This is a genomic window from Acinetobacter sp. ANC 4173 (genome assembly GCF_004331255.1).
Classification (GTDB): domain Bacteria; phylum Pseudomonadota; class Gammaproteobacteria; order Pseudomonadales; family Moraxellaceae; genus Acinetobacter.
The window spans coordinates 477,155-498,316 of record NZ_SJOF01000001.1 but is presented as its reverse complement, the minus strand read 5'-3'; the positions used below and the strand labels follow the sequence as shown (position 1 = coordinate 498,316).

23 protein-coding genes are annotated in these 21,162 nt (G+C 41.9%); 19 read left to right on the top strand and 4 right to left on the bottom strand.

The features are described from left to right. Window positions 1-2: 2 nt before the first annotated feature. From E0H94_RS02310 to E0H94_RS02300, 3 genes are read left to right on the top strand one after another with little or no spacing between them, the layout of a single operon-like run. A complete protein-coding gene (locus E0H94_RS02310) occupies window positions 3-1,667 on the top strand; it encodes an OmpP1/FadL family transporter (protein ID WP_131324936.1) in 1,665 nt (554 codons plus the stop codon). A gap of 32 nt (window positions 1,668-1,699) precedes the next feature. Further along, window positions 1,700-3,058 carry a putative pilus assembly protein FilE gene (gene filE / locus E0H94_RS02305; RefSeq protein ID WP_165495569.1) on the top strand — a complete coding sequence of 453 codons (1,359 nt, stop codon included), beginning with the start codon at window positions 1,700-1,702 and terminating at the stop codon, window positions 3,056-3,058. 22 nt (window positions 3,059-3,080) lie between these two features. Then, a complete protein-coding gene (locus E0H94_RS02300; RefSeq protein ID WP_131324934.1) occupies window positions 3,081-5,009 on the top strand; it encodes a hypothetical protein in 1,929 nt (642 codons plus the stop codon). A gap of 71 nt (window positions 5,010-5,080) precedes the next feature. On the opposite strand, the gene E0H94_RS02295 is transcribed toward E0H94_RS02300, so the two are convergent. Beyond that, window positions 5,081-5,629, bottom strand: coding sequence for an NUDIX hydrolase (locus tag E0H94_RS02295; protein WP_165495573.1), 549 nt, complete (start codon window positions 5,627-5,629; stop codon window positions 5,081-5,083). Between the two features lie 122 nt (window positions 5,630-5,751). Between E0H94_RS02295 and E0H94_RS02290 the strand changes: the two genes are divergently transcribed. The 7 genes from E0H94_RS02290 (at window position 5,752) to fghA (ending at window position 11,735) form a co-directional block, all read left to right on the top strand. Further along, complete coding sequence (locus tag E0H94_RS02290; RefSeq protein ID WP_131324933.1) at window positions 5,752-6,381, top strand: NUDIX hydrolase; 630 nt, start codon at window positions 5,752-5,754, stop codon at window positions 6,379-6,381. Between the two features lie 2 nt (window positions 6,382-6,383). Continuing rightward, complete coding sequence (locus E0H94_RS02285; RefSeq protein ID WP_131324932.1) at window positions 6,384-6,914, top strand: gamma carbonic anhydrase family protein; 531 nt, start codon at window positions 6,384-6,386, stop codon at window positions 6,912-6,914. Window positions 6,915-7,046: 132 nt separating this feature from the next. Next, on the top strand, window positions 7,047-7,715 hold the full coding sequence (gene tsaB, locus E0H94_RS02280; protein ID WP_131324931.1) for a tRNA (adenosine(37)-N6)-threonylcarbamoyltransferase complex dimerization subunit type 1 TsaB: 669 nt from the start codon (window positions 7,047-7,049) through the stop codon (window positions 7,713-7,715). Between the two features lie 8 nt (window positions 7,716-7,723). Continuing rightward, complete coding sequence (locus tag E0H94_RS02275; protein ID WP_131324930.1) at window positions 7,724-8,545, top strand: undecaprenyl-diphosphate phosphatase; 822 nt, start codon at window positions 7,724-7,726, stop codon at window positions 8,543-8,545. Next, complete coding sequence (locus E0H94_RS02270) at window positions 8,545-9,357, top strand: class I SAM-dependent methyltransferase (protein ID WP_413772999.1); 813 nt, start codon at window positions 8,545-8,547, stop codon at window positions 9,355-9,357. Before E0H94_RS02275 ends, E0H94_RS02270 begins: the two co-directional genes overlap by 1 nt. Before the next feature lie 117 nt (window positions 9,358-9,474). Continuing rightward, window positions 9,475-10,884, top strand: a complete 1,410-nt coding sequence (locus E0H94_RS02265; RefSeq protein ID WP_131324928.1) for a C13 family peptidase — start codon at window positions 9,475-9,477, stop codon at window positions 10,882-10,884. 14 nt (window positions 10,885-10,898) lie between these two features. After that, window positions 10,899-11,735, top strand: a complete 837-nt coding sequence (fghA, locus tag E0H94_RS02260; RefSeq protein ID WP_131324927.1) for an S-formylglutathione hydrolase — start codon at window positions 10,899-10,901, stop codon at window positions 11,733-11,735. Window positions 11,736-11,759: 24 nt separating this feature from the next. Here the strand turns inward: fghA and E0H94_RS02255 are convergent, their stop codons facing one another. Beyond that, entirely contained in the window at window positions 11,760-12,035 is a 276-nt protein-coding gene (locus E0H94_RS02255) for a DUF2218 domain-containing protein (protein WP_131324926.1), read from the bottom strand. A gap of 158 nt (window positions 12,036-12,193) precedes the next feature. Here E0H94_RS02255 and rpe point away from each other — a divergent pair, with 158 nt between their 5' ends. The 8 genes from rpe to E0H94_RS02215 all read left to right on the top strand — a co-directional run bounded on the left by rpe (window position 12,194) and on the right by E0H94_RS02215 (window position 18,747). After that, on the top strand, window positions 12,194-12,880 hold the full coding sequence (gene rpe / locus E0H94_RS02250) for a ribulose-phosphate 3-epimerase (RefSeq protein ID WP_131324925.1): 687 nt from the start codon (window positions 12,194-12,196) through the stop codon (window positions 12,878-12,880). A gap of 455 nt (window positions 12,881-13,335) precedes the next feature. Beyond that, entirely contained in the window at window positions 13,336-13,728 is a 393-nt protein-coding gene (locus E0H94_RS02245) for a hypothetical protein (protein WP_131324924.1), read from the top strand. 49 nt (window positions 13,729-13,777) lie between these two features. Further along, window positions 13,778-15,721, top strand: a complete 1,944-nt coding sequence (locus E0H94_RS02240; RefSeq protein ID WP_131324923.1) for a multicopper oxidase domain-containing protein — start codon at window positions 13,778-13,780, stop codon at window positions 15,719-15,721. Further along, complete coding sequence (locus E0H94_RS02235) at window positions 15,708-16,007, top strand: hypothetical protein (RefSeq protein ID WP_131324922.1); 300 nt, start codon at window positions 15,708-15,710, stop codon at window positions 16,005-16,007. The genes E0H94_RS02240 and E0H94_RS02235 overlap by 14 nt, the downstream gene beginning before the upstream one ends. Further along, a complete protein-coding gene (locus tag E0H94_RS02230) occupies window positions 15,994-16,965 on the top strand; it encodes a copper resistance protein B (protein ID WP_131324921.1) in 972 nt (323 codons plus the stop codon). The genes E0H94_RS02235 and E0H94_RS02230 overlap by 14 nt, the downstream gene beginning before the upstream one ends. Before the next feature lie 252 nt (window positions 16,966-17,217). Next, a complete protein-coding gene (locus E0H94_RS02225; protein WP_131324920.1) occupies window positions 17,218-17,535 on the top strand; it encodes a DMT family transporter in 318 nt (105 codons plus the stop codon). Window positions 17,536-17,575: 40 nt separating this feature from the next. After that, entirely contained in the window at window positions 17,576-18,058 is a 483-nt protein-coding gene (locus E0H94_RS02220; RefSeq protein ID WP_131324919.1) for a methylated-DNA--[protein]-cysteine S-methyltransferase, read from the top strand. A gap of 35 nt (window positions 18,059-18,093) precedes the next feature. Beyond that, entirely contained in the window at window positions 18,094-18,747 is a 654-nt protein-coding gene (locus E0H94_RS02215) for a nuclease-related domain-containing protein (RefSeq protein ID WP_131324918.1), read from the top strand. Window positions 18,748-18,801: 54 nt separating this feature from the next. Here E0H94_RS02215 and E0H94_RS02210 read toward each other — a convergent pair whose 3' ends face one another. Further along, complete coding sequence (locus E0H94_RS02210) at window positions 18,802-19,569, bottom strand: hydroxymethylpyrimidine/phosphomethylpyrimidine kinase (protein WP_131324917.1); 768 nt, start codon at window positions 19,567-19,569, stop codon at window positions 18,802-18,804. Between the two features lie 82 nt (window positions 19,570-19,651). Here E0H94_RS02210 and E0H94_RS02205 point away from each other — a divergent pair, with 82 nt between their 5' ends. Beyond that, window positions 19,652-20,296, top strand: a complete 645-nt coding sequence (locus tag E0H94_RS02205; RefSeq protein WP_131324916.1) for an HAD-IA family hydrolase — start codon at window positions 19,652-19,654, stop codon at window positions 20,294-20,296. 60 nt (window positions 20,297-20,356) lie between these two features. Here the strand turns inward: E0H94_RS02205 and E0H94_RS02200 are convergent, their stop codons facing one another. Then, on the bottom strand, window positions 20,357-21,100 hold the full coding sequence (locus E0H94_RS02200) for a sporulation protein (RefSeq protein WP_131324915.1): 744 nt from the start codon (window positions 21,098-21,100) through the stop codon (window positions 20,357-20,359). Between the last annotated feature and the right edge of the window lie 62 nt (window positions 21,101-21,162).

Here is a 21,162-nt window from a genome sequence, read left to right as displayed (position 1 = left end):
GCATGTACAAGGTACGACTTAGCCCGTTAGTTTCAGCGATAGTTTTATCGGGCTGTTCAAGTATGGCTTTTGCTCAACTCGGGCAAAATTTGTCAGTAGATATTCGATCACTTGCGATGGGGAATGCGGTTACAGCCGATCCGCCAGGGGTAAGTGCGGTACATTATAACCCTGCGGCATTGACGAAAATTGAAGGTTTGCAAACCGATGTTCAGGGGATTCTGGCCGACTTTAATATCAAACGTCAGTATTCAGCACCTGAAGGCTATAACGTTTTTGGTTATTCAGATGACCCTTTGGTGTGTAACGATGGTCCTGAAGTGGCTTCAGACATTTGTACGGATTACAAAGGTGCTGTGAATGGCGATGTAGAATATATCAGTCTGTATGTGCCTTTTTTAAAGAAAGTCGTCGATTTAGGTGAGGGGATGCCTATGCTTGCACCAACGGCGGGTGCAGCATATAAACCGCCCGGTTCGAAAACCACTTTTGCCACAGCATTTTATGCACCCCTAGTGGCTGGATTCGGTGCCGAAAACGGTAATCCAAGTAACTTTATGGGACAACAGGTGGCCTTGGAGCGCTTTACTTATTTGTCGCCCTCTATCGCCTATGAGGTCAATGATGAACTTTCCATTGGTGCCTCCGTGGGCATGTCTTATCAAGCTTTTGCCTTAAAAACAGATTTGCGCTTCCCGAATGAAATGATTGGGATGTTACGCATGATTGATGAGGTGGTCTGTACCCCATTTAAAGACAACTCGGATGTGATTACCGATATTTTATTACTCGGGATTTGTAATGCTCAAGAAGGCATGAATCCATTTGGCCTTTTTGGTCGGATGGAAGTCGCGATGGAGCAATCATTGAGTCCGAGTTTTAACCTTGGGGTCATGTGGGAACCAACCGATGAATTTAGCTTTGGTATGGTGTATCAAAGTGCTTCAAAAATGCGTTTGAAGGGGAAATACACGATTGATAACTCAAAAGCGCCACGTGAGTTGATCAATGGTTTGATGTCTTCACCGACAGGGCAGATTCTTGCGGCAATTTTAGGTTTTCCACAAAGTATTCCTGCGACCGAATCAGGTCTAGTGTCGATGGATTTTGAATATCCACAGCATATTCAGGCTGGGATCAAATATATGCTTCTGCCCGATTTACAAGTCAATGTGGATGTGGGCTGGACAGATTATCGTGCATGGGACAAGTTTAAATTTGAGTTCGACCGCTCTATCTCGGCATTAAAAATTGCCAAACTCCTTTCGCCAGATATTACTGACAGCAGTTTGGCATTGCCTTTGAAGTTTGATTCCCCTTGGAACTACGGGATTGGGATTGAATATTCGGCAACTGATCGTTTGAAGTTAAGAGCTGGATATGAGCCAAGAACCAGCGCTATTCCGGATGACAAACGAAATACCATGGTGCCTATTAATAATGCGCAATTATTTGGTTTGGGGGTGGGGTATCGTTTTGATGCCGATACAGACCTAGATTTATCTATTGGTTATTTACGCAGTAAAGACAGTATTCCTGCCAATACCAGTACTTTATCGAACCAGACTGGGGTGAATAATATTTTACTCAACCCATATGCGGGCTTAAACGTAAAAACCGAAACCAATATCACTATTTTAGGCTTGAGTTATCGTACAAAATGGTAAGACAAAACAATACAGCTAAGCGGTTTACGTGGGTGTCATCATCGACTTGGGTTTTATGGGGAATGATGGCACTGTCTGCAAATGCGGGTGAGTTTTATACCATCATTGGGCCAGATGGTCATCCAATGGTGATTCCTCGTGTGCCTGCGGAAACTCCAAAAGTGGACGCTCAATCTCAGGTTGAGCGTCCATCAAAGCAAAAGACAGAACAAGAAAAAACGAACGTAAAGGATGCACCGTCTGTTCAGGTGGTTCAAGCGATGTCAAAAGTACAAGTTGGTGTACCACCAACTGTTGTCGCTGAAAAAGTTGCATCTCAAGTAAAAACTAAACCTCAACTTATTGAAGTGCGAAAAAATCCTGTCGTGGTACAGCCTGAAATCGTTGATAAACGTAAATCTACTCCATCCGCAACTAATGAAAAAAAACTCACGTCTGTTGAGTCGCAAGTTACTGTAATAGCAAAATCTGCCGAAAGTCCAAAACAAGTGAAGCAGCAGCTCAGTCAGCAAATTACTACGCTGCAAACACCCCCCGTGGATTTGGCTCAATCATCTCTTACCCATAAAGTAACTTCTGCACAGGTAGAACGGGCAATCCACAAAATTGCAACCAATACGGCCATTGAAAAAGCCACACAATTAAAAAGCAAACAAGAAACCAGTTCGATGTCTTCGAAATCTACACAAGAAGGATTTCTGGACATCAATGGGGATCGTTATGTAAAAAATGAATATTTAGAAGGGCAAGAATTTAATTTAGACAATAAAAAGCGCTTTTATATCATGCCCGAGGGTGTGGTGGATAAAGAGTTAGGCCCACCTCGTTTACAAGTGGTTGAACGCGAAAAAGGGGTGAATCAAGGTGTACTCGACCGATTATTTAAGAAGAAGCATCCAGTTGAAAACTCAGTGATTACTTTATCGACCCAGTATTATCCAATTGCAAAAGATCAAGTGGTACAAAGCTTGGGTCAAAGTTGTTATCGCGATAAAAAAATACAAAAAGCAAAATTACTCAAAGCACATCAAGACGTCAATTTATGGCCGCGACAACCGTTAAAGCATCATTTTGATTATGAAGTAGTGGAAGTACAGACGGGCATTAAAAATGTGCAACTCAGTTCTTATGCCTCGAGTCAAAATCAACCGAGTTATTACTGGCCTTTTGTGGCTTTTCTGGATGAATCTGGCTGTGTGATTGAAGGCGTGACTGGTTTTAAAAATCAGGACCGTGCCGAAAATCAATATCGCCATGCTGTGATAGATGGCATGTTACAGCTGCCTGCACAAACCCGATATATTTTTATGACCCCTTTACTTTCAGCAGTGGATGTTGAAGAGCAAGCGTTAAGCAATCAAGGACAAATCAAACTGACCGCGGTTCGTTAGTTAGAAAAATAGAGTAATAGGAATGAAAAATAAATATTTATTAACCATCGCACTTTCAACGTTAATGTCAGGACTGACTGCTTGTGGCGGGGAAAGTGCCAATGTGATTCCAGAGAAAAATAATAACAGCACGGTGAATGGGAGTTGTACTGCGGGTGCGAGCAATTGTATTCAGTTCGCACTGGACTATCCTTTTGATGGTTTAAATTTTTCCTGTAGTAGTGATACACAAAATACCTTTGTGACTTTAATGGATTTGAAGAATGGTGTTGCTACAGGCACCTGTAATTATAGTGATAAAGTCAATGTATTCTTATTGGGTAAAGCGGATAAACGGATTGCTTTAGGGTCTTTCCCAATCAGTAATATTGCCTTGGTCAGTACCAATCAAATTCCACGTTTGACGATATTAGATATTGCCAGAGGGATGACCAATCGTGATGCGACCGTGCTCGATCCTAGTGATGCCACAGTCAAAACCGCCATGAATTTGGTCAAAATTATTCAGGCATTGGCTTTACAGCAAAAAAGCATTAACACGAAAACGGATATTCAAGCACTGTATATGAGTGATTCGATCCGTGAAAGTCTAGATAAAATTACCAGCTCGGTGACCGCGCAACAGATGGTGAATGGCGAGTATGCAGCTATCATTAAACCGTGGTTAGATGTCTCTGTCATTTCAGATGCAGACGCTTTTGCGGTGGTGAGTCAATTATTGAATATCAGCAATGCCGCGGTGTATCAGCCAGAATTTTCTCTCTTCTCGACGTCTGGCAGTGTGATGAGTAGTTTAACAGGGTCGGATGGTTTAACTGGTTGTAATAAAGATGTTTGTGCTGCAAATGACACAACCACCAAACATTTGTTTGGACATTTTATGTTGTTGACGGATCGTCAAGGCTATACGTTTGGTAGCGGTTTGCAATGGAGAGGCTTAGCCAAATCAGGATTAACCTCAATTGCTGGGGTAAATGCCGAATTACTACGAAGCTATAAACCCACCCGTATGACGGCATTGCCACAAAACCATTGGATTAACCCGCTGAATAAACGCATCGATCAAAATTATTATATTGGTGTAGACGACCCGAATTCAGAAGACCTGATAATCAATCAAGGCAAGTTATATAACGATTATATGATTGCGGGTAAGGAAAAATTCTATAAATTATTGACACAAAAAACCACGGTGACCGCTGAGGACTTGAAAGACCTCGGGCAATGGCAACAGCGTTATGGCGTCACAGATACCTTTAAAGGTTCCTTAGATATTTTTAAAGTTTATCCCATTACTTATTTAGATAAACAAATATTTAAATCGAGTAACAATGTCTCGGTAGGTGAAAATTACATTTTCCCATTGTATGCAGATTTGACCTTCAAATTTACCGATAGTAGTGTGCCCAGTTTAAAATTGGGTATTGTGATTGATGAAAAGGGCGATATCCGGACCAATATAAAATCTGCTGCGACCGACACCGATATGAGTACAGGAAGTTGTAGCACAACAGTGGGAAGTAATTTGCAAGACAGTAATGGTGTGCAGCAATATCGCTTAGGCACAACATCACGTGCATTTATTGATGATCGCGCGATCTCTATTCGTATGATTTTAGGGGATGACGCATTAAAGTCGGTGAATGGGGCTTTGGTCGGGGTGAACTCATCCATTCAAATATCTTCTGCGGGCGAAAGTATTGTGGTGGGTGGGGCTTTAGTTCACTTACAGAATTTATTAAATGCATCGACAGGTGGCACAGGACGCATCACCTTTACCGATTCTGCTGGGAATGCCGTCAAATGGGCGAACAGTTATGCCAGTTTCCAAAAGGTATATAATGCCAATAATACCGATGAAACCACGGATGACACCGCTTTAGCCAAATTGAGTGGTGGAACTTTAGAAATGAGTTTAGCCCCTTGCTATAGCGTTAAAGCCAAAAGCTAAATCTCGAGATTCTGAATAAAAAAGCCGGTTCAAACGAATCGGCTTTTATTGTATGACAGGGTTCAACTGATTTAGCCAGTATGATCTAAACGCGTACCTAAGGTTTCTAAATGGGTAATAAACTGATTGGTTTTTCGATCGGCAAAATAGTGCTTCAGCGTTTGTTCTACACTTGGGAATGCCAATTCTGTCCACGGAATTTCATGTTCTTCAAACAGGCGGCACTCAATACTTTCTTCACCTGCACCAAAAGTTCCATCGACCAGTTGGGCTTTAAACAGTACATAAATTTGCCCAATACGCGGAATATTGTACATGCAGTATAGTTGCTCAATTTCGACTTCTGCTTGTGCTTCTTCACGTGTTTCACGTGCAGCGCCTTGCTCCATGGTTTCAAACAGTTCCATGTAACCTGCGGGTAATGTCCACAATCCATAACGCGGTTCAATCGCACGGCGGCAAAGCAAAACTTTATTGTCCCACAGTGCCAAAGCACCACAAATAACTTTGGGATTTACATAATGAATATGACCACATTCTGTACAAACGCGACGTAATTGATGATCGCCAAGTGGAATTTTTTCAGTCGTTTTATGTCCACAATTTCCGCAGAAGTCCATATTCATCATCAATGATAAAGTTGCCACTCAGCATAACTGAAAAAAACAAGTTTGACATCTATTCTCTCCAATCCGATCAAAATTCAGCTATGATGAAATGAAGAAGAATAGAGGTGAGTGATATGGATAATCGTTCATTAACACATATGTTACAACAGCATTTAAGATTTTCGACCCGAAAGCGAGAAGCTGAAGCTGCTGTGTTAATTGCGATTACTGATGAAGCTGACCCCAAAGTGCTGTTAACCCGCCGTTCAGTCTACTTGTCCAATCATGCAGGCGAAGTGTCTTTTCCCGGTGGCAAACGAGATCCGCAAGACACCAGTAATATTGTGGTTGCGTTGAGAGAAGCCCAAGAAGAAACAGCTTTAAACCCGTTTGACGTACAGTTATTGGGTGATTTACCCATGCAAAAAGCCCGTAATGGTATGTTGGTCAAACCGATTGTTGGGCTTATTCCGCCGCAGGTTGAATTGATTGCCCAACCTTCAGAAATTGATCGAATATTTTTTGCTTCTCTACAGAATTTAATGGAAGCACCGCCCACACCGCATGAAGTCCGTTATGCACAACAGTCTTTGTATTTTCCCAGTATGCGGGTTGAAGATGAAATTGTCTGGGGATTGACAGCCCGCATGTTGATTTCCTTGTTCCAATATGGATTGAATTATCAAAAAGAATGGCCATTTTTATTAAATTCGCCATTATTCTATGCTCAGCAAGCATTACTCAAAACCAAAGGACGTAATTGAACATGATGTACAAGTTTGCCGGACATGCACCCAAAGCTACGCATGTTCCTTTTGATGGATGGGTGGCCGACAATGCAACCGTGATTGGTCAGGTTGAATTGGGACAACAGGTCAGTGTCTGGTTTGGGGCGGTGATTCGCGCAGATAACAGTCGTATTCAATTGGGGGATTTTACCAACGTACAGGAAAATGCAGTTTTGCATACCGATGCCGGTATTCCGATGCAGATCGGACATTATGTGACCATTGGACATCAAGCTATGCTACATGGCTGTACGGTGGGCGATAATTCTTTAATTGGGATTAACGCCGTGATTTTGAATCATGCGGTGATTGGAAAAAATTGTATTATTGGCGCGAACGCCTTAATTCCAGAAGGCAAGGTGATTCCCGATAACTCTTTGGTGATGGGTTCCCCTGGAAAAGTCGTAAAAACACTAGATGCCGATGTCGAAGCGAAATTAAAGTTGAGCGCATTGCATTATGCTGAACATTATAAGAAATTTACCCAATTGGAAGTTTTTGAGTTCTAACAAAAGTGTTGATTTTTAAACCAAGCGAATGCTTGGTTTTTTTGTATCTAGATGGGGAACTTCTCGCGTCCAAGAATTGAGTAGAGTATGATAGCCCTCGTTTTTTAAGATAAAGTTGAAGCAGGGTTGAGCATGAAATTGCTGGCATTAGAAACAGCCAATGAACAGTGTTCTGTTTCTATCGTAGATGAAAATCAAGAGCTGTTTTTCCAATTAGATACGCGTGCAAAGGCTCAAACGCAAACCATTTTACCAATGATTGAACAGGGCTATGCTCAATTAGGTGTAACGACAGAAGATTTAACTGCGATAGCTTTTAGTCGTGGTCCGGGTTCATTCAGTGGCGTGCGTATTAACGCCGCCGTGACGCAAGCACTCGCATGGGCACATGACCTCCCTGTGATTCCTGTATCAACTTTACAAGCTTTGGCGCAAGCCGCTTATCGTCTGCACGGTTTGACCGCTGTGACGACAGTACTTGATGCACGTATGAATGAAGTGTATATCGCGAGTTTTCAACTGAACGATCAAGGCATTATGCAGGCGGTTGATGAAGAACAATTATTAGATTATCAACAGGCCGCCAGCATCACCCAATTTACTTTGGTGGGTTCAGGTTCAGCTTTAATTAAGCCTGATGCTTTAGAATTTAAAGAGGTGGTCGCGACGGCACAAGATATTGCTCAAATTGCACGTGCAGCGGCGCTCAAAGCACAATGGGTCAAGGCAGAACAAGCCCTTCCCGTGTATTTACGTGATAATGCATGGAAAAAAATTCCAGAACAAATTAAAGCAACTTAAGGTTAGATATGGATCTTTTATTATTGTTTAAAGCGGCCATAATGGGCTTGGTAGAGGGGATTACTGAATTTCTACCAATTTCAAGTACTGGGCACTTAATCTTAGCAGGTCAACTTCTAGATTTCTGGACCATTGAAAAAAGAGATATGTTTGCAGTTGCCGTGCAGATTGGTGCGATTGCAGCCGTAATTTATGAGTATTGGGGTAAACTTTGGGGCGCTTTAATTGGTGGTCTAAAAGGACAAGAACAAGGTCGCCGTTTAAGCATTAACTTAATTATTGCCTCTATACCGATTGTGATTGTGGGCTTAAGCTTTGGCGATGTGATTAAAGCTTATTTATTTAATGCGATTACCGTTGCGATTGCTTTAATTGTGGGTGGTTTCATTATTTTATGGGCTGAACGCCGTCCACACAGCATTCAAACTCAGGAAGTTGATGACTTAACTTATAAACAAGCGACTTTGATTGGCTTAATTCAATGTTTAGCCTTGTTCCCTGGGACTTCACGTTCAGGCTCAACCATTATTGGTTCTTTATTTTTGGGTGTATCGCGTAAAGCAGCAGCGGAATTCTCCTTCTTCCTTGGTATTCCTGTCCTAATGGGTGCAGGTTTACTGGATATGTATAAAATGCGTGCTGATTTGCACAGTAATGATATGGCTGTTCTGGCTGTCGGAATTATTGTGGCATTTATCTCTGCACTTATCGTCATCCGCGCCTTGATTCGTTATGTATCTAAACACGACTTTACTGCGTTTGCATATTACCGTATTGGCTTTGGTTTATTTATTTTGGCAACTTGGTGGACAGGTTGGGTCACTTGGTAATGCATTTATTTACAGAACCTCAGTTTCAAGTTCAGGCACAGCACTATGCTGCTGTGCTTGCATCCCGTAGTGTTGAGATTCAGGTCGAATCAATTGAAAAATTGAATGCGCGTTTTTTACGTTTAAATCCTGAATTGGCCTTGTGTGTCGATGGGCAAGGACTTTGGTTATGTGCCAATGGCATGAAAATGCAGCCCGATTGGCAGGCAGAAATTCCACGTTTAAAACGTGCATCGCTCAAATCAGAAATGATCGCCCGTGCTTGCCAGTTGGCAGAAAAACCACGTTTAATTGATGCGACTGCGGGTTTGGGGCACGACAGTTTGTTGTTGGCTGCACTGGGTGCAAGCGTCACTTTGGTGGAGCGCCATCCAATTTTATTTACGCTGCTGGAAGATACGCGACAGCAAGCATTGGCTGATTCTTATCTTGCCCCGATTGCAGCACGGATTCATTTGGTTTTTTCAGACTCAGCAGATTATTTAAAGCAATGTGCAGAGCAACAGCAGCACAGTGATGTGGTGTATTTAGACCCAATGTTCCCGCAGCGTGATCAAAATCAACAAGCCATTAAAAAGCAAGCTCAGGTCAAAAAGCAGATGCAACTGTTACATTTACTGCTGCCAGAGCACGGTGAAATGGATTTGGGGGATCAACTGCTGCCTCTGGCTCAACAGATTGCAAAACGTGTAGTGGTCAAGCGTCCTCGTTTGGCGGTATTTTTAAATGATCAACAACCCGATACGCAATGGCAGGGGGATGCTTGCCGTTTTGATGCCTACTTTCAGCTCGATCATCAGACCTTAGGATAATTGCTTCAATATTGGGCAAAGATTTGTTATATATTTAAAAATAATATTGATAAAAAACCGATCAAGCATAAACTAGCTATGCAATGAAGCGAGTAGCACTAGCCACCTGAAAACCTTATGAAGATTGATTTTAAGCCCTCCATTAATTTTTGGCACGATTTTAAAAGCAACCAAATGGCGGGATTGTGGCTGTTTTTGGGTTCACGACGTGCATTACAAATTGTCCATCCTTCAATTTTACAGCTGATTTTCTGGGGGATTTTAGGCGGTTGTGCCAACACCTTATTTAGCTGGCTCAGTGCAGGTGAAGTCGGTGAATTTAATTCACAGGGTTTGGTCAGTTATGCACTATGGCCTTTCATTGCACTGATTGTCGGTATTTTCCTATCCCAACGGGTAAATAATCCACGTTTAATGTTGGTTCCCGCTCTATTGTGGTTGGTTTTAGATACCCATATCGCGCTGCTACAAAGTTTCATCCAATATTTGGGCATGCTTGATATCTTACCGTACGCTTTTTATGATTATTTGCCGACCATTTTTATGGTGCTGTTTGTCTGGCAAAGTCTGGCTGTGGTTTGGGTATTTGCCCGCGAATTAAAATGGCCATGGTGGGAACGTGCGCTGATTATGTTGGCAACACTATTTACTTTGGTGGTGTGGCAGATGTCCGTCAAAAGCCAACCGATCTGGAAAGTTGAAGATGTCCCGCCAACTTTTGCTGAAGACGCTTTTTACGCACAAAGTCGACTGCTGAATAAAAATTTACAAGCCATTGAATATGGCGAGTTTGCTCAGTCACATTGGTACTTTTTAGGGGTAGCGGGTGCCAGTTATCAAGATGTGTTTATGTCTGAAGTGAAACGCATTCGTGAACAATTTGATACCCGTTTTGGGACCTTTGGTCGTTCCATGATTTTAGTGAACAATCCTGCGACACGCACTGAAATTCCAATTGCTTCACGAACCAGTATGGAACTGTCATTAAAGCGTATGGGTCAGCAGATGAACCGTGAAAGTGATGTACTTTTCCTTTATATGACGTCGCATGGTTTGCAAAATCAGTTTGAAATGGAAAATGCACCACTGGATTTGGCACAAGTTGATCCGAAATGGTTAAGAGATGCCCTAGATCGTTCAGGCATTCGTTGGCGGGTCATTGTGATTTCAGCCTGTTATTCTGGTAGTTTTGTCTCGGCATTACAAAATGATAATACCTTGATTATTACGGCTTCGGCAGCGGATCGGGCTTCATTTGGTTGCTCGAATGAAGCGGATTATACCTATTTTGGTCGCGCCTTCTTTGATCAGGCTATGCGTGAACAGCATTCGATGAAAGATGCTTTTGCACAAGCCAAAGACACCGTGGCGCAATGGGAAACTGCTCAGGGCTTTGACCCCTCTGAACCACAATGGTCGATTGGTAAAAATATGGAATTGATGCTGCCACAATTGGAGCAGCGTTTGTTTCCACCGACAACAACCACACCACCAGTTCAAGCGCAAGCGGTTGCGCATACACCTTAAAAAAGGAACCCAAGATGGAATTATTACAACAAAATCGCTGTTTTGATGGTGAGCAACGCATTTATCGTTTTAATTCCCAAACACTCAAAGGCGATAGTCGTTTTGCGGTGTATTTACCTCCACAAGCATTAGAGGGCGAGGCTTGTCCTGCCTTATTTTATCTTGCGGGTTTAACTTGTACTGAAGAAACTTTTGCGATTAAAGCGCACGCACAACGCATGGCGGCACAATTGGGGCTGATTTTAATTATGCCCGATACTTCACCGCGCGGTGATCATGTCGCGCAAGGCGATCATTGGGATATCGGTCAGGGTGCAGGTTTCTATATCAATGCGACACAAGCGCCGTGGGCGGAACATTATCAAATGGAAAGCTTCATTGTTCATGAGCTTTATGATTTAGTGCAGCAACAATTCCCAGTTCAACAAAACCGTATTGGTATTTTTGGTCATTCGATGGGCGGACATGGGGCTTTAACGCTAGCGTTAAAATATCCTGAAAAATTTAAATCGGTTTCTGCCTTTGCACCTATCTGTGCACCAAGCCAATGCCCTTGGGGAGAAAAAGCATTTTCAAACTATTTAGGTAAGGATCAAGTGGTGTGGAAGCAGCACGATGCGACAGGATTGGTGGGTGAAAAAGGTGCTTTATTTAATGAAATATTGATTGATCAAGGTTTGGATGATCAATTTTATGGCCAGTTGAATCCTGCATTATTTCAACAAGCCTGTGCGCAAGTCGGGCAAGCCCTGACCTTACGTGAGCATGCAGGCTATGATCATGGCTATTATTTTATTCAAAGTTTTATGGATGATCATCTGCAATTTCATGCTGTACAGCTTGAATCTTAACTGACCTTTTAACACGGGCGGAGTTTAACTCCGCTGCCATTCTGTTTCGAATTCTTGCTGCGCCATACGGCTTAAATGATCGAGCACCACTTTTTCTAAGTGATCCATTTTTTCTGCGGATGCAGTAATTTCAACCGCTAAGTATTCTGCTTGTGGCACAAGCTTAACCTGTGCTTCAGGCATAATAATCTCAAATTGCTGTTCAGTTTCTTTCACTTCAAATTTATGTTTCCAGTGATTATATAAACGCTTGGCAATACGGGCAGATTCTAGTGTGGTAATTTGGCTCGAGCTTTTCATTTTTTTTCATCATGAGGTTGGGAACTCTACCATAACAAATATAGCAGGCTTGCATAGTGCATCACTGCAACGCAATGTTGCAAAAATGAAATGTCACAGACGTTGGTCGCAGTTTGCTATAATGATGCCATTAAATTAATGAACAGCCAGGTTAATCCATGTCCAAGCCTTATTTAATTGCACCTTCTATTTTATCTGCTGATTTTGCACGTCTAGGTGAAGATGTTGAAAAAGTATTAGAAGCAGGCGCTGACGTGGTGCATTTTGATGTGATGGATAATCACTATGTACCGAACTTAACCTTCGGTGCAGGGATATGTAAGGCATTAAAAAACTATGGCATTAAAGCGCCGATTGATGTGCATTTAATGGTCTCTCCTGTAGACCGTATGATTGGTGATTTCTTAGAGGCGGGGGCAGATATTATTACCTTCCATCCAGAAGCCACTGACCATATTGATCGTTCTTTACAGTTGATTAAAGCAGGCGGCGCTAAAGCTGGTTTAGTCTTTAACCCAGCAACCCCTCTGCATTATCTTGACTATGTTTTGGACAAAGTTGATCAAATCTTATTGATGAGCGTAAACCCTGGTTTTGGCGGACAAAAATTTATTCCAATGACTTTGGAAAAATTACGTCAAGCGCGCAGGATTATTGATGCCTCAGGTCGTGATATCCGTTTAGAAGTCGATGGTGGTGTTGGTCCAGCAAACATTCGTGCAATTGCAGAAGCCGGTGCGGATATGTTTGTCGCGGGTTCAGCCATTTTTGGTAAACCCGATTATAAAGCTGTGATTGATGATATGCGTGATGAACTTTCCAAAGTCGGTTCAGTTACAGTTTAAGCCTGATCAATAGAAGTTGTCTGAATTGTGGATAACTTTGTGGGTAAGCTTGTAGATATCTATGTAGATAACCATATGGATATCTCGTTTAAACAATAAACAATTTTGCATCAAGTGTTTAAAGATTAGACCGTATATGTATAAAAAGAGCACATTTGTGCTCTTTTTTTATTGTTATTAAGCTTTGAAACAATAGCTGATTTATTCAGCTGAGCTTAAAAAGCATACAGATTAAAAAATAATAAATATGAGCGATTTTTTTTTAATGAGTAGAACTGTCATCGTGAGTGAAGAATGAGAAAAAATTGTGTCGCACTCATTTCTTGAGTATGCTGTATAGATCCATTTTGCTGTAATGATCTTCCTCATTTAGGAATTTAAAAGTGTCAACGACTCTCCGCAGACAGTCTTGCTTTGTTTGCTTCATGGCTTTTGTCATGGGGTGGAGTAGTCTTGTGTTTGCATCCACAATGCCGATGCATGCCCAAATGCTGCAACAGCAAATGGCGGATGCGCAACAAGTCACAGCAGTTGTTGTTTCTGAACATGAGCATAAGACACAGTTTAATTGTCACTCAGCAACAGCAGCCATACAGCATCAGCAGCATAATGCACATATGGATGCTCAAAAGAATCATTGCGAAAGCGGTTTACATAGTAGTGCAGTCAAACAATGTGCGGACTGTGCTCAATTACATTGTCAAACCTTAATCGTTTGGCTTGATACCGCTGTTGCAGAAACACTACCCCAGCTTCCGCCAGATGCCTTAACCAATTTACATGGCCGCTATACGGCTCAGCATTTAGTTGGTTATTGGCAAGAAATTTTACGTCCTCCCAAAGCTTAACTTTATTCCAGAAACAAAATTTTTATTAATTTCGAATAAAGGTTAAGTCATGTCTATTTTATTTCGTCAAAGCCTTTTGATTGGGCTATGTATATTTTCATCTTCTTGGACTTTGGCTGCGGTGAAAGAATATCACCTGAGCATTGATGAAGGTTTGGTCAATGTTACAGGTAAACCGCTGAAACGTATTACAGTGAACGGCAAGTTTATAGCGCCATTACTTGAATTTGAAGAAGGTGATAATGCAGTCATTCACGTACATAATAATTTAAAAAATCAGGATTCATCCCTACATTGGCATGGTTTATTGTTGCCTGGTTTGATGGATGGTGTGCCTGGTTTTAATGGGTTTAAAGGCATTAAATCCAATCAAGATTTTGTCTACCGTTTTAAAGTTCGCCAGAATGGAACTTATTGGTATCACGCCCATTCCAAAGGACAGGAACAAGATGGTTTGTATGGTGCGCTGGTCATTTATCCGAAAAATAAACAGCCTTTAGCAAAGCATGAAAAAACTGAGCGTGATTATGTGGTGATGCTGTCGGATTTTCATGAACAAAAAAGTGATCAAATCCAGAAAAATTTAAAAATTTCTGCCGAATATTATCAAAACCAACGTGAAACTTTGGGCAATGTATGGCAGCAAATTCAACGTGATGGACTGAAAGCCACATGGTCTGATCGTAAAATGTGGAATCAGATGCGGATGCTGAAAACGGATCTGTCCGATGTGACGGGCTATACCTTTTTGGTCAATGGTAAAACGCCTGAACAAAACTGGACTGGACTGTTTAAGCCGAATGAGAAAGTCCGTTTACGCTTCATTAATGCTTCCGCCATGTCTTTTTTTGACGTGCGGATTCCGAACTTAAAAATGACAGTGGTCAGTGCGGATGGTCAACCTGTTCAGCCTGTGAGTGTCGATGAATTTCGTATTGGAACGGCTGAAACTTACGATGTAATTGTTGAGCCAAAACAAGCAGATTATCAAATTGAAGCAGAATCCATTGATCGTTCAGGTTTTGCCATTGGGACCTTGCAGAATGAACTAGCTCCTGTGAAGCCAGCTATACAGATGCCACAAGCTCGACCGCGTGCCTTGTTGAATATGGCAGACATGGGACATGGCAGTGGTCATTCAGTTTCAAGTATGGATCATTCAACGATGAATCATGCAGAGATGCAGAGCATGGATCATTCAATGATGAATCATGCAGAAATGCAGGTCATGGAACACTCAATGATGAATCATGCAGAAATGCAGGGCATGGAACACTCAATGATGAACCACGCAGAAATGCAAGGTATGGATCATTCGAAGATGAACCACGCAGAAATGCAAGGTATGGATCATTCAATGATGAATCATATGGAAATGTCAGAAACGAATCATTCACAGCATCAACAGATGACATCGACTCAGAAGAATACTGTGGTTGAGGGATGGGCAAATGCTTCTACGCCAGCAGGTGATAAGGCTTTGCAATATAGTGACTTAAAATCATTAACTCCACAGCCAGATACCCGTGAAGCAAGCAGTGAACTGGTGATTCGTTTAGGCGGCACCATGGAACGTTATATGTGGACCATCAATGGGAAAAAATTTAGTGATGCTGAGCCACTGAAAGTGAAGTATGGCGAACGTATTCGCATCAAATTTATCAATGACAGCATGATGGCGCACCCGATGCATGTGCATGGCATGTTTATGCAGTTGGAAAATGGGCAAGCAGCGGTTGATATGCCGAATAAACACACCATTGTAGTTCCACCTGCAAAAACTGTGACGGCGTTATTAACTGCGGATGAACTCGGTGAGTGGGCGATTCATTGTCATTTGCTGTATCACATGAGCGCTGGCATGATGAATAAACTAATTGTTGCCAATGTGACAGATGGCAAAGTATCGACTACACCTTTATCAGAAGCGAGCCAGTCTAAAGTTCAAAATTCAAGTACAGAACAACAAGGAGAGCAACATGCACACCACTAATTTATTGCCGAAAATGGTTCTCCTCAGTTCATTATTATTGAGCCAAGTGGCTTTCGCACAAGAACAACAGGTACATGCTGCACATCAGTCTATGACTGAATCAGAAGATCAGCAGATGGATCATTCTCAAATGCAGCATCAGATGCACACTATGGATCATTCCAATATGCCGCAGATGACAATGCCCGTTAGTTCGAAAGCACCATCTTCACAAAAAGAATCTCGCAATACTAAAAAGAAACAAGCCAACACTGAGCAGCAGGGAGATCAACATGCGCAGCATTAATGTATTTCCGCAGACTGTTCTGGTGGGTTCTTTGTTGTTGCTGAGTCAGCTGAGCTTAGCACAAGCACAGCAAGACCCTACCGTGTATCAACAGCAAAGCGAATCACAGGGTCAGCAGGCTGAAATGGATCATTCCAGTATGCAACCGATGGCATCTCCTAGCATGACTTCAGCTCCTGATTCGGTCAAACCAGTACAAGCGTCACAATCAACTGATCATTCGCATCATCAACAAATTCAGGGGAAAGAAGAACCATCTGAAAACATACATTCAGGACATGATCACCGTACAGAACATGGTGCTCAGATTTATGCGATCACGACTTTGGATAATAAGTGGTTGTTGAATGAAGAGGGGAAAGGCACTTTAAAATCTGAGTTTGAAACTCGTATTGGTACGGATGAAAATAAACTCTTTATTAAAGCGCATTTGGATAAGCATGAGTCGCATGCGGCTGAATATGAGGTAAAGACACTTTATAGCCGAATGATTTCAGACTTTTGGGATGCACAAATCGGTACACGTTACCGTGTCGAAAAAGTCGAGTTAGATCAGCATCGTAAAGATACGGAAGAAAAATGGGATGCCGTAATTGGTTTACATGGTCTGGCGCCGTATTTCTTTGAAACAGATGCCTATCTATATGCAGGTGCAGATCAGTACTCAGGCTTTAGTCTGGAAACCGAGCGAGACTTATTGCTTTCGCAAAAACTGATTTTGAAACCTTATTTGGATTTAGATCTTGTGTTTAATGATGATTCTAAATATGCCAAAAAAACAGGTTTGAGTAATATGGTGGCGGGTTTGGAAACCCGTTATGAAATCAGTAAAAAGATCATGCCTTATATCGACCTTGCTTATGAATATTCAAAAGGCAACGATGCAACACCTTGGCAGACTGCGAGTGACTCTGAAAAAGGCTGGCTTTATGGTGCAGGCATTCGTTTTAAGTTCTAAGATCTGAGTTGATACACATTTTATTTTGTTCAACAAACCGATAAGGCTTTAAAATGAATGTTTTAAAGCCTTATTTTTTATCGGTGTATTTAATGTTATTGCATCATGGTTTTGCACCATAAAAGCGCCATATCCAGTATAATTTTGGACAGATATAAGGAGGAACGACCTCCCTTGGTGCTTAAATTTTAAAAGATGCACCAAGAAAATTCGTCAGGACGACCTGATCTTTATTCAAATTTGGAGGTTGTCATGGCTTGGATTGTACTTATTTTTGCGGGTATTTTTGAAATTGTCTGGGCATATTCAATGAAGCTGTCAGAAGGCTTTAGCCGAATTGGTCCCAGTATTATCACCCTCATTTTTATGATTTTAAGCTTTGCATTATTGGCGTATGCAATGCGCACTTTACCCTTAGGAACGGCATATACCATTTGGACAGGAATTGGTGCAATCGGTTCTTTTCTGGTGGGGATTTTTATTTTAGGTGAGCCTACGACGGCTATGCGCATGCTTGCCGCCATCTTAATTATTGCAGGGCTTGTATTGATGAAGCTTTCATCTTCATAATCAGTCATATTTTTATTTCTCAATACCACAGGAGCAGGCGATGAAACTTGCATTTATGTATATGGCTTCTCCTGTTGGGCAGTTGAAATTAGTTGCGCATGATACCGCGTTGGTTGCGGTACTCTGGGAAAATGAAAATCCCAAACGTGTGCGGTTGGCGGAATTGGTCGAACAGCACGATCACTCCATCTTGCTGCAAACGCAACAGCAGCTCATGCAATATTTTGCCGGTACACGTCAGCAGTTTGATCTGCCTCTAGATTTTGAAGGAACAGAATTTCAAAAGCAGGTTTGGCAAGCTTTGCTGAATATTCCGTTTGGTGAAACCCGCAGTTATAAACAGATTGCGGAACAATTAGGCAATCCCAAAGCGGTACGTGCAGTTGGGGCGGCCAATGGCAAAAATCCAATTTCGATTATTGCACCGTGTCATCGGGTGATTGGTTCAAGCGGTAAATTGGTGGGCTTTGCAGGTGGTTTAAGCAATAAAGAGATTCTTTTAAAAATAGAACAACTGGAATAAACTGAAAAACTAAATTCTTTATAATTTTAAGTAAAATGATTGCACAGATTTTCGCGCCGCTACTGTCCACCTTTGGATGGATATTATTGCTATTTATCGTTATAGGCATCCTCAAAGCATTTAAACCTTATTTAAAAGGAAAAATGGGGGAGTTTGCGGTTGCAGCTCATGCCAAACTTTATTTAGATCAAGATAGTTATACCTTACTTAATGATTGTACTCTGCCAGATCAGCAAAATCAGACCACCCAAATTGATCATATTTTGCTGAGTCCTTTTGGTATTTTTGTGATTGAAACCAAAAACTATAAAGGCTGGATTTTTGGCAGTCAGCATCAAAAAATGTGGACACAGAAAATTTATAAAAAGAGTTTTAAGTTTCAAAATCCATTGCATCAAAACTATAAACACCAAAAGGTGTTAGAAGCGGTGTTATCAGATATTGTTGAGCCTCAGTTCATTCATTCTCTGGTGGTATTTATGCCTGATTGTGAATTTAAAACCCAGATGCCACAGCATGTATTTCGTGGGGCGGGTTGGACGGATTATGTGAAAAACTTTCAAGAAGTGATGATTCCACCGATGAAGTTGAAGCGGATTCAATTACGGATTGAAAAAGAAGTACTCGAAAAGTCATGGAAAACCAATCGTCAGCATATTGAAAATTTAAAGATCAAACACAGTGAGTAAAAATAACCCCACAGCGCTTGCTTGAGCTGTGGGTTTATAAATGAAAGCGAAAACTTAGAAACGCTTCGGAATTTTCTGTCCATTCGGTACAGGTGTTTCCGCTTGTTTTAATACACCAAATAACCACGTTTCTGCATGTTGCACCGCAATTTTTAATTCATCGCCCATCGCGAGACGACCTGCAATAAAGCTTGCGAGAGAACAGCCCGAACCATGATATTCACCTGCCAGACGTGGGCAATGGCTTTCAGCTACAAACTCCCCATCGATATATAAGGCATTGCGAATATAGTCGGCAGTATTTTCATGCCCGCCTTTCACCAAAACTGCTTTTGCTCCCATCGCAAACAGTTTCTGCGTGGCAGCTTCCAAGTCCTGTTCGCCCGTTAAAGCACGCAGTTCAACCGTATTTGGGGTAAGAATAGTGGCCAATGGAATCAACTCAACAAACGCTTTGACCAGTGTCGCTTGATCACCCAAAGAACCACCACTATTTGCGACCAAAACAGGGTCAAGTACATAACGATATTCTGGATGTTCACGTAAAAACTCAGCCAAAGCGGCAATATTGTCGGTGGTACCGAGCATGCCAGACTTCACGCATTGGATAGGGAGGTCACCCACTACGGCATGTGCTTGGGCCAAAAGCAATGCTTTGGAGGTTGCTTCAAAGCCAAAGACTTGTTGGGAGTTTTGAATGGTCAGTGCGGTACATGCAATTGCGGCATGCGCACCACTTTGACCAATCGCTTCAATATCCGCTTGTAAGCCAGCACCGCCAGAAGGGTCTAAACCCGAAAAGCACAGTACAGTCGGGCGCATGTACATTTCCTTCATTCATGAGATTTGCGATAGTATAGGCAACTTTGAGCGAAGTCTCGAGCGTAATTTATTGGGTTGGACAATGATTAAGAATATCTTGATTGATTTAGATGGAACACTGACAGATCCCAAAGTCGGGATTACCACTTCTGCACGTTATGGTTTGGCAAAAGTGGGGCACCCGATTCCTGAGTCAGAGAATATTGACTGGATTATTGGTCCGCCGTTGAAAGCGTCTTTGGCTAAAATTTTAAATGTTGACCCTCATAATGTGTTGGCGGATCAAGCCTTATTGGGTTATCGCGAACGTTTTTCAGTCACAGGTTTATTTGAAAATCATGTGTTTGAAGATGTTGCACACACTTTAGCGGCGTTAAAAAATAAAGGTTATCGCTTGTTCTTGGCAACCGCAAAACCCGAAGTTTATGCACGCCAGATTTTAGATCATTTTGATTTATTACAGTATTTTGAATATCCCTATGGCAGTGAACTGAATGGTGAACGAACCAATAAAGGGGAGTTAATTGCTTATATTCTAGAACAAGAGCAGCTTCAGCCTGAGGAATGTTTGATGGTGGGTGACCGAGAACATGATATTTTCGGCGCACGTAGCAATGGTATTGAAACTATTGCTGTGGAATATGGTTATGGCTCTATGACTGAACTTGATGCAGCTCAACCCAAAGCTCGAATTCAACGCTTTGCCGATTTGTTGAACCTGATTTAATCAATCATTGATCCATTTAAGCACCTCACTTTCCCTTGTTGAAAAGTGAGGTGCTTGGTTTTATATGCCTAATGTTCTGCGAATTTCATTGGCTAAAACTGTGGGATTGGCATGTTGATGTGGAATGCTAAAACTTTTAAAGCCATCTCCTCTAAATTTACGATCCACCTCTAACAACACATGTGTTTGATGTTGCTCTGCCACAAAGGACACTTCAATTTCATTGATGCCGCTAAAGAACTGCGCAGGTTTAAACTCTAATTCTTGATAACAGCCGAGGGTCGAGTAAAACCCATTGCCACGAAGTTGCCCTTTTTCAACATCGGCTGTCACCAAGTGAAAACCACATTGTTGCATGGCTTGAATAAAGCTGTGCATGGTTGGCGTCGGGGTGATCTGTAGATAGTCTTTATCGGTGGCATCTAGCCCCCAATCGACATCTAAATGAGTATGTAACCAAACACGGGTTTTATTGCTGCGACACGCCAGATCGGTCAAGGGTGTTTCAAAGGGCAATTGAATTGAAAACGGCAAGGTGTGAGTCTGGTTGGCTTGTAATTCAAATGCACCACTAATATGCCATTCCGCAATCGTTAAATTGGCGTTGTATTCTGAGTCATTCGATTCGACTTCAGCGGTGGTCATTAATTTTAAGTAGATGCCATTAATGCTTTTATTGGAGGAAGCACCAGTAAAAATCACCTCCCCATTCAGGACTTGCCCTGCTTCGAGTTGGCTGTTATGTATGCGGGTATCAACCTGAATGCCTTGTAGACCTAAGCTCGACATGAGTTTATTCAACATGATGCAAAAATTCCAAAAATTAAATAAGGATGATGGAGGTTCAGTAATTCAAAATGCACCCG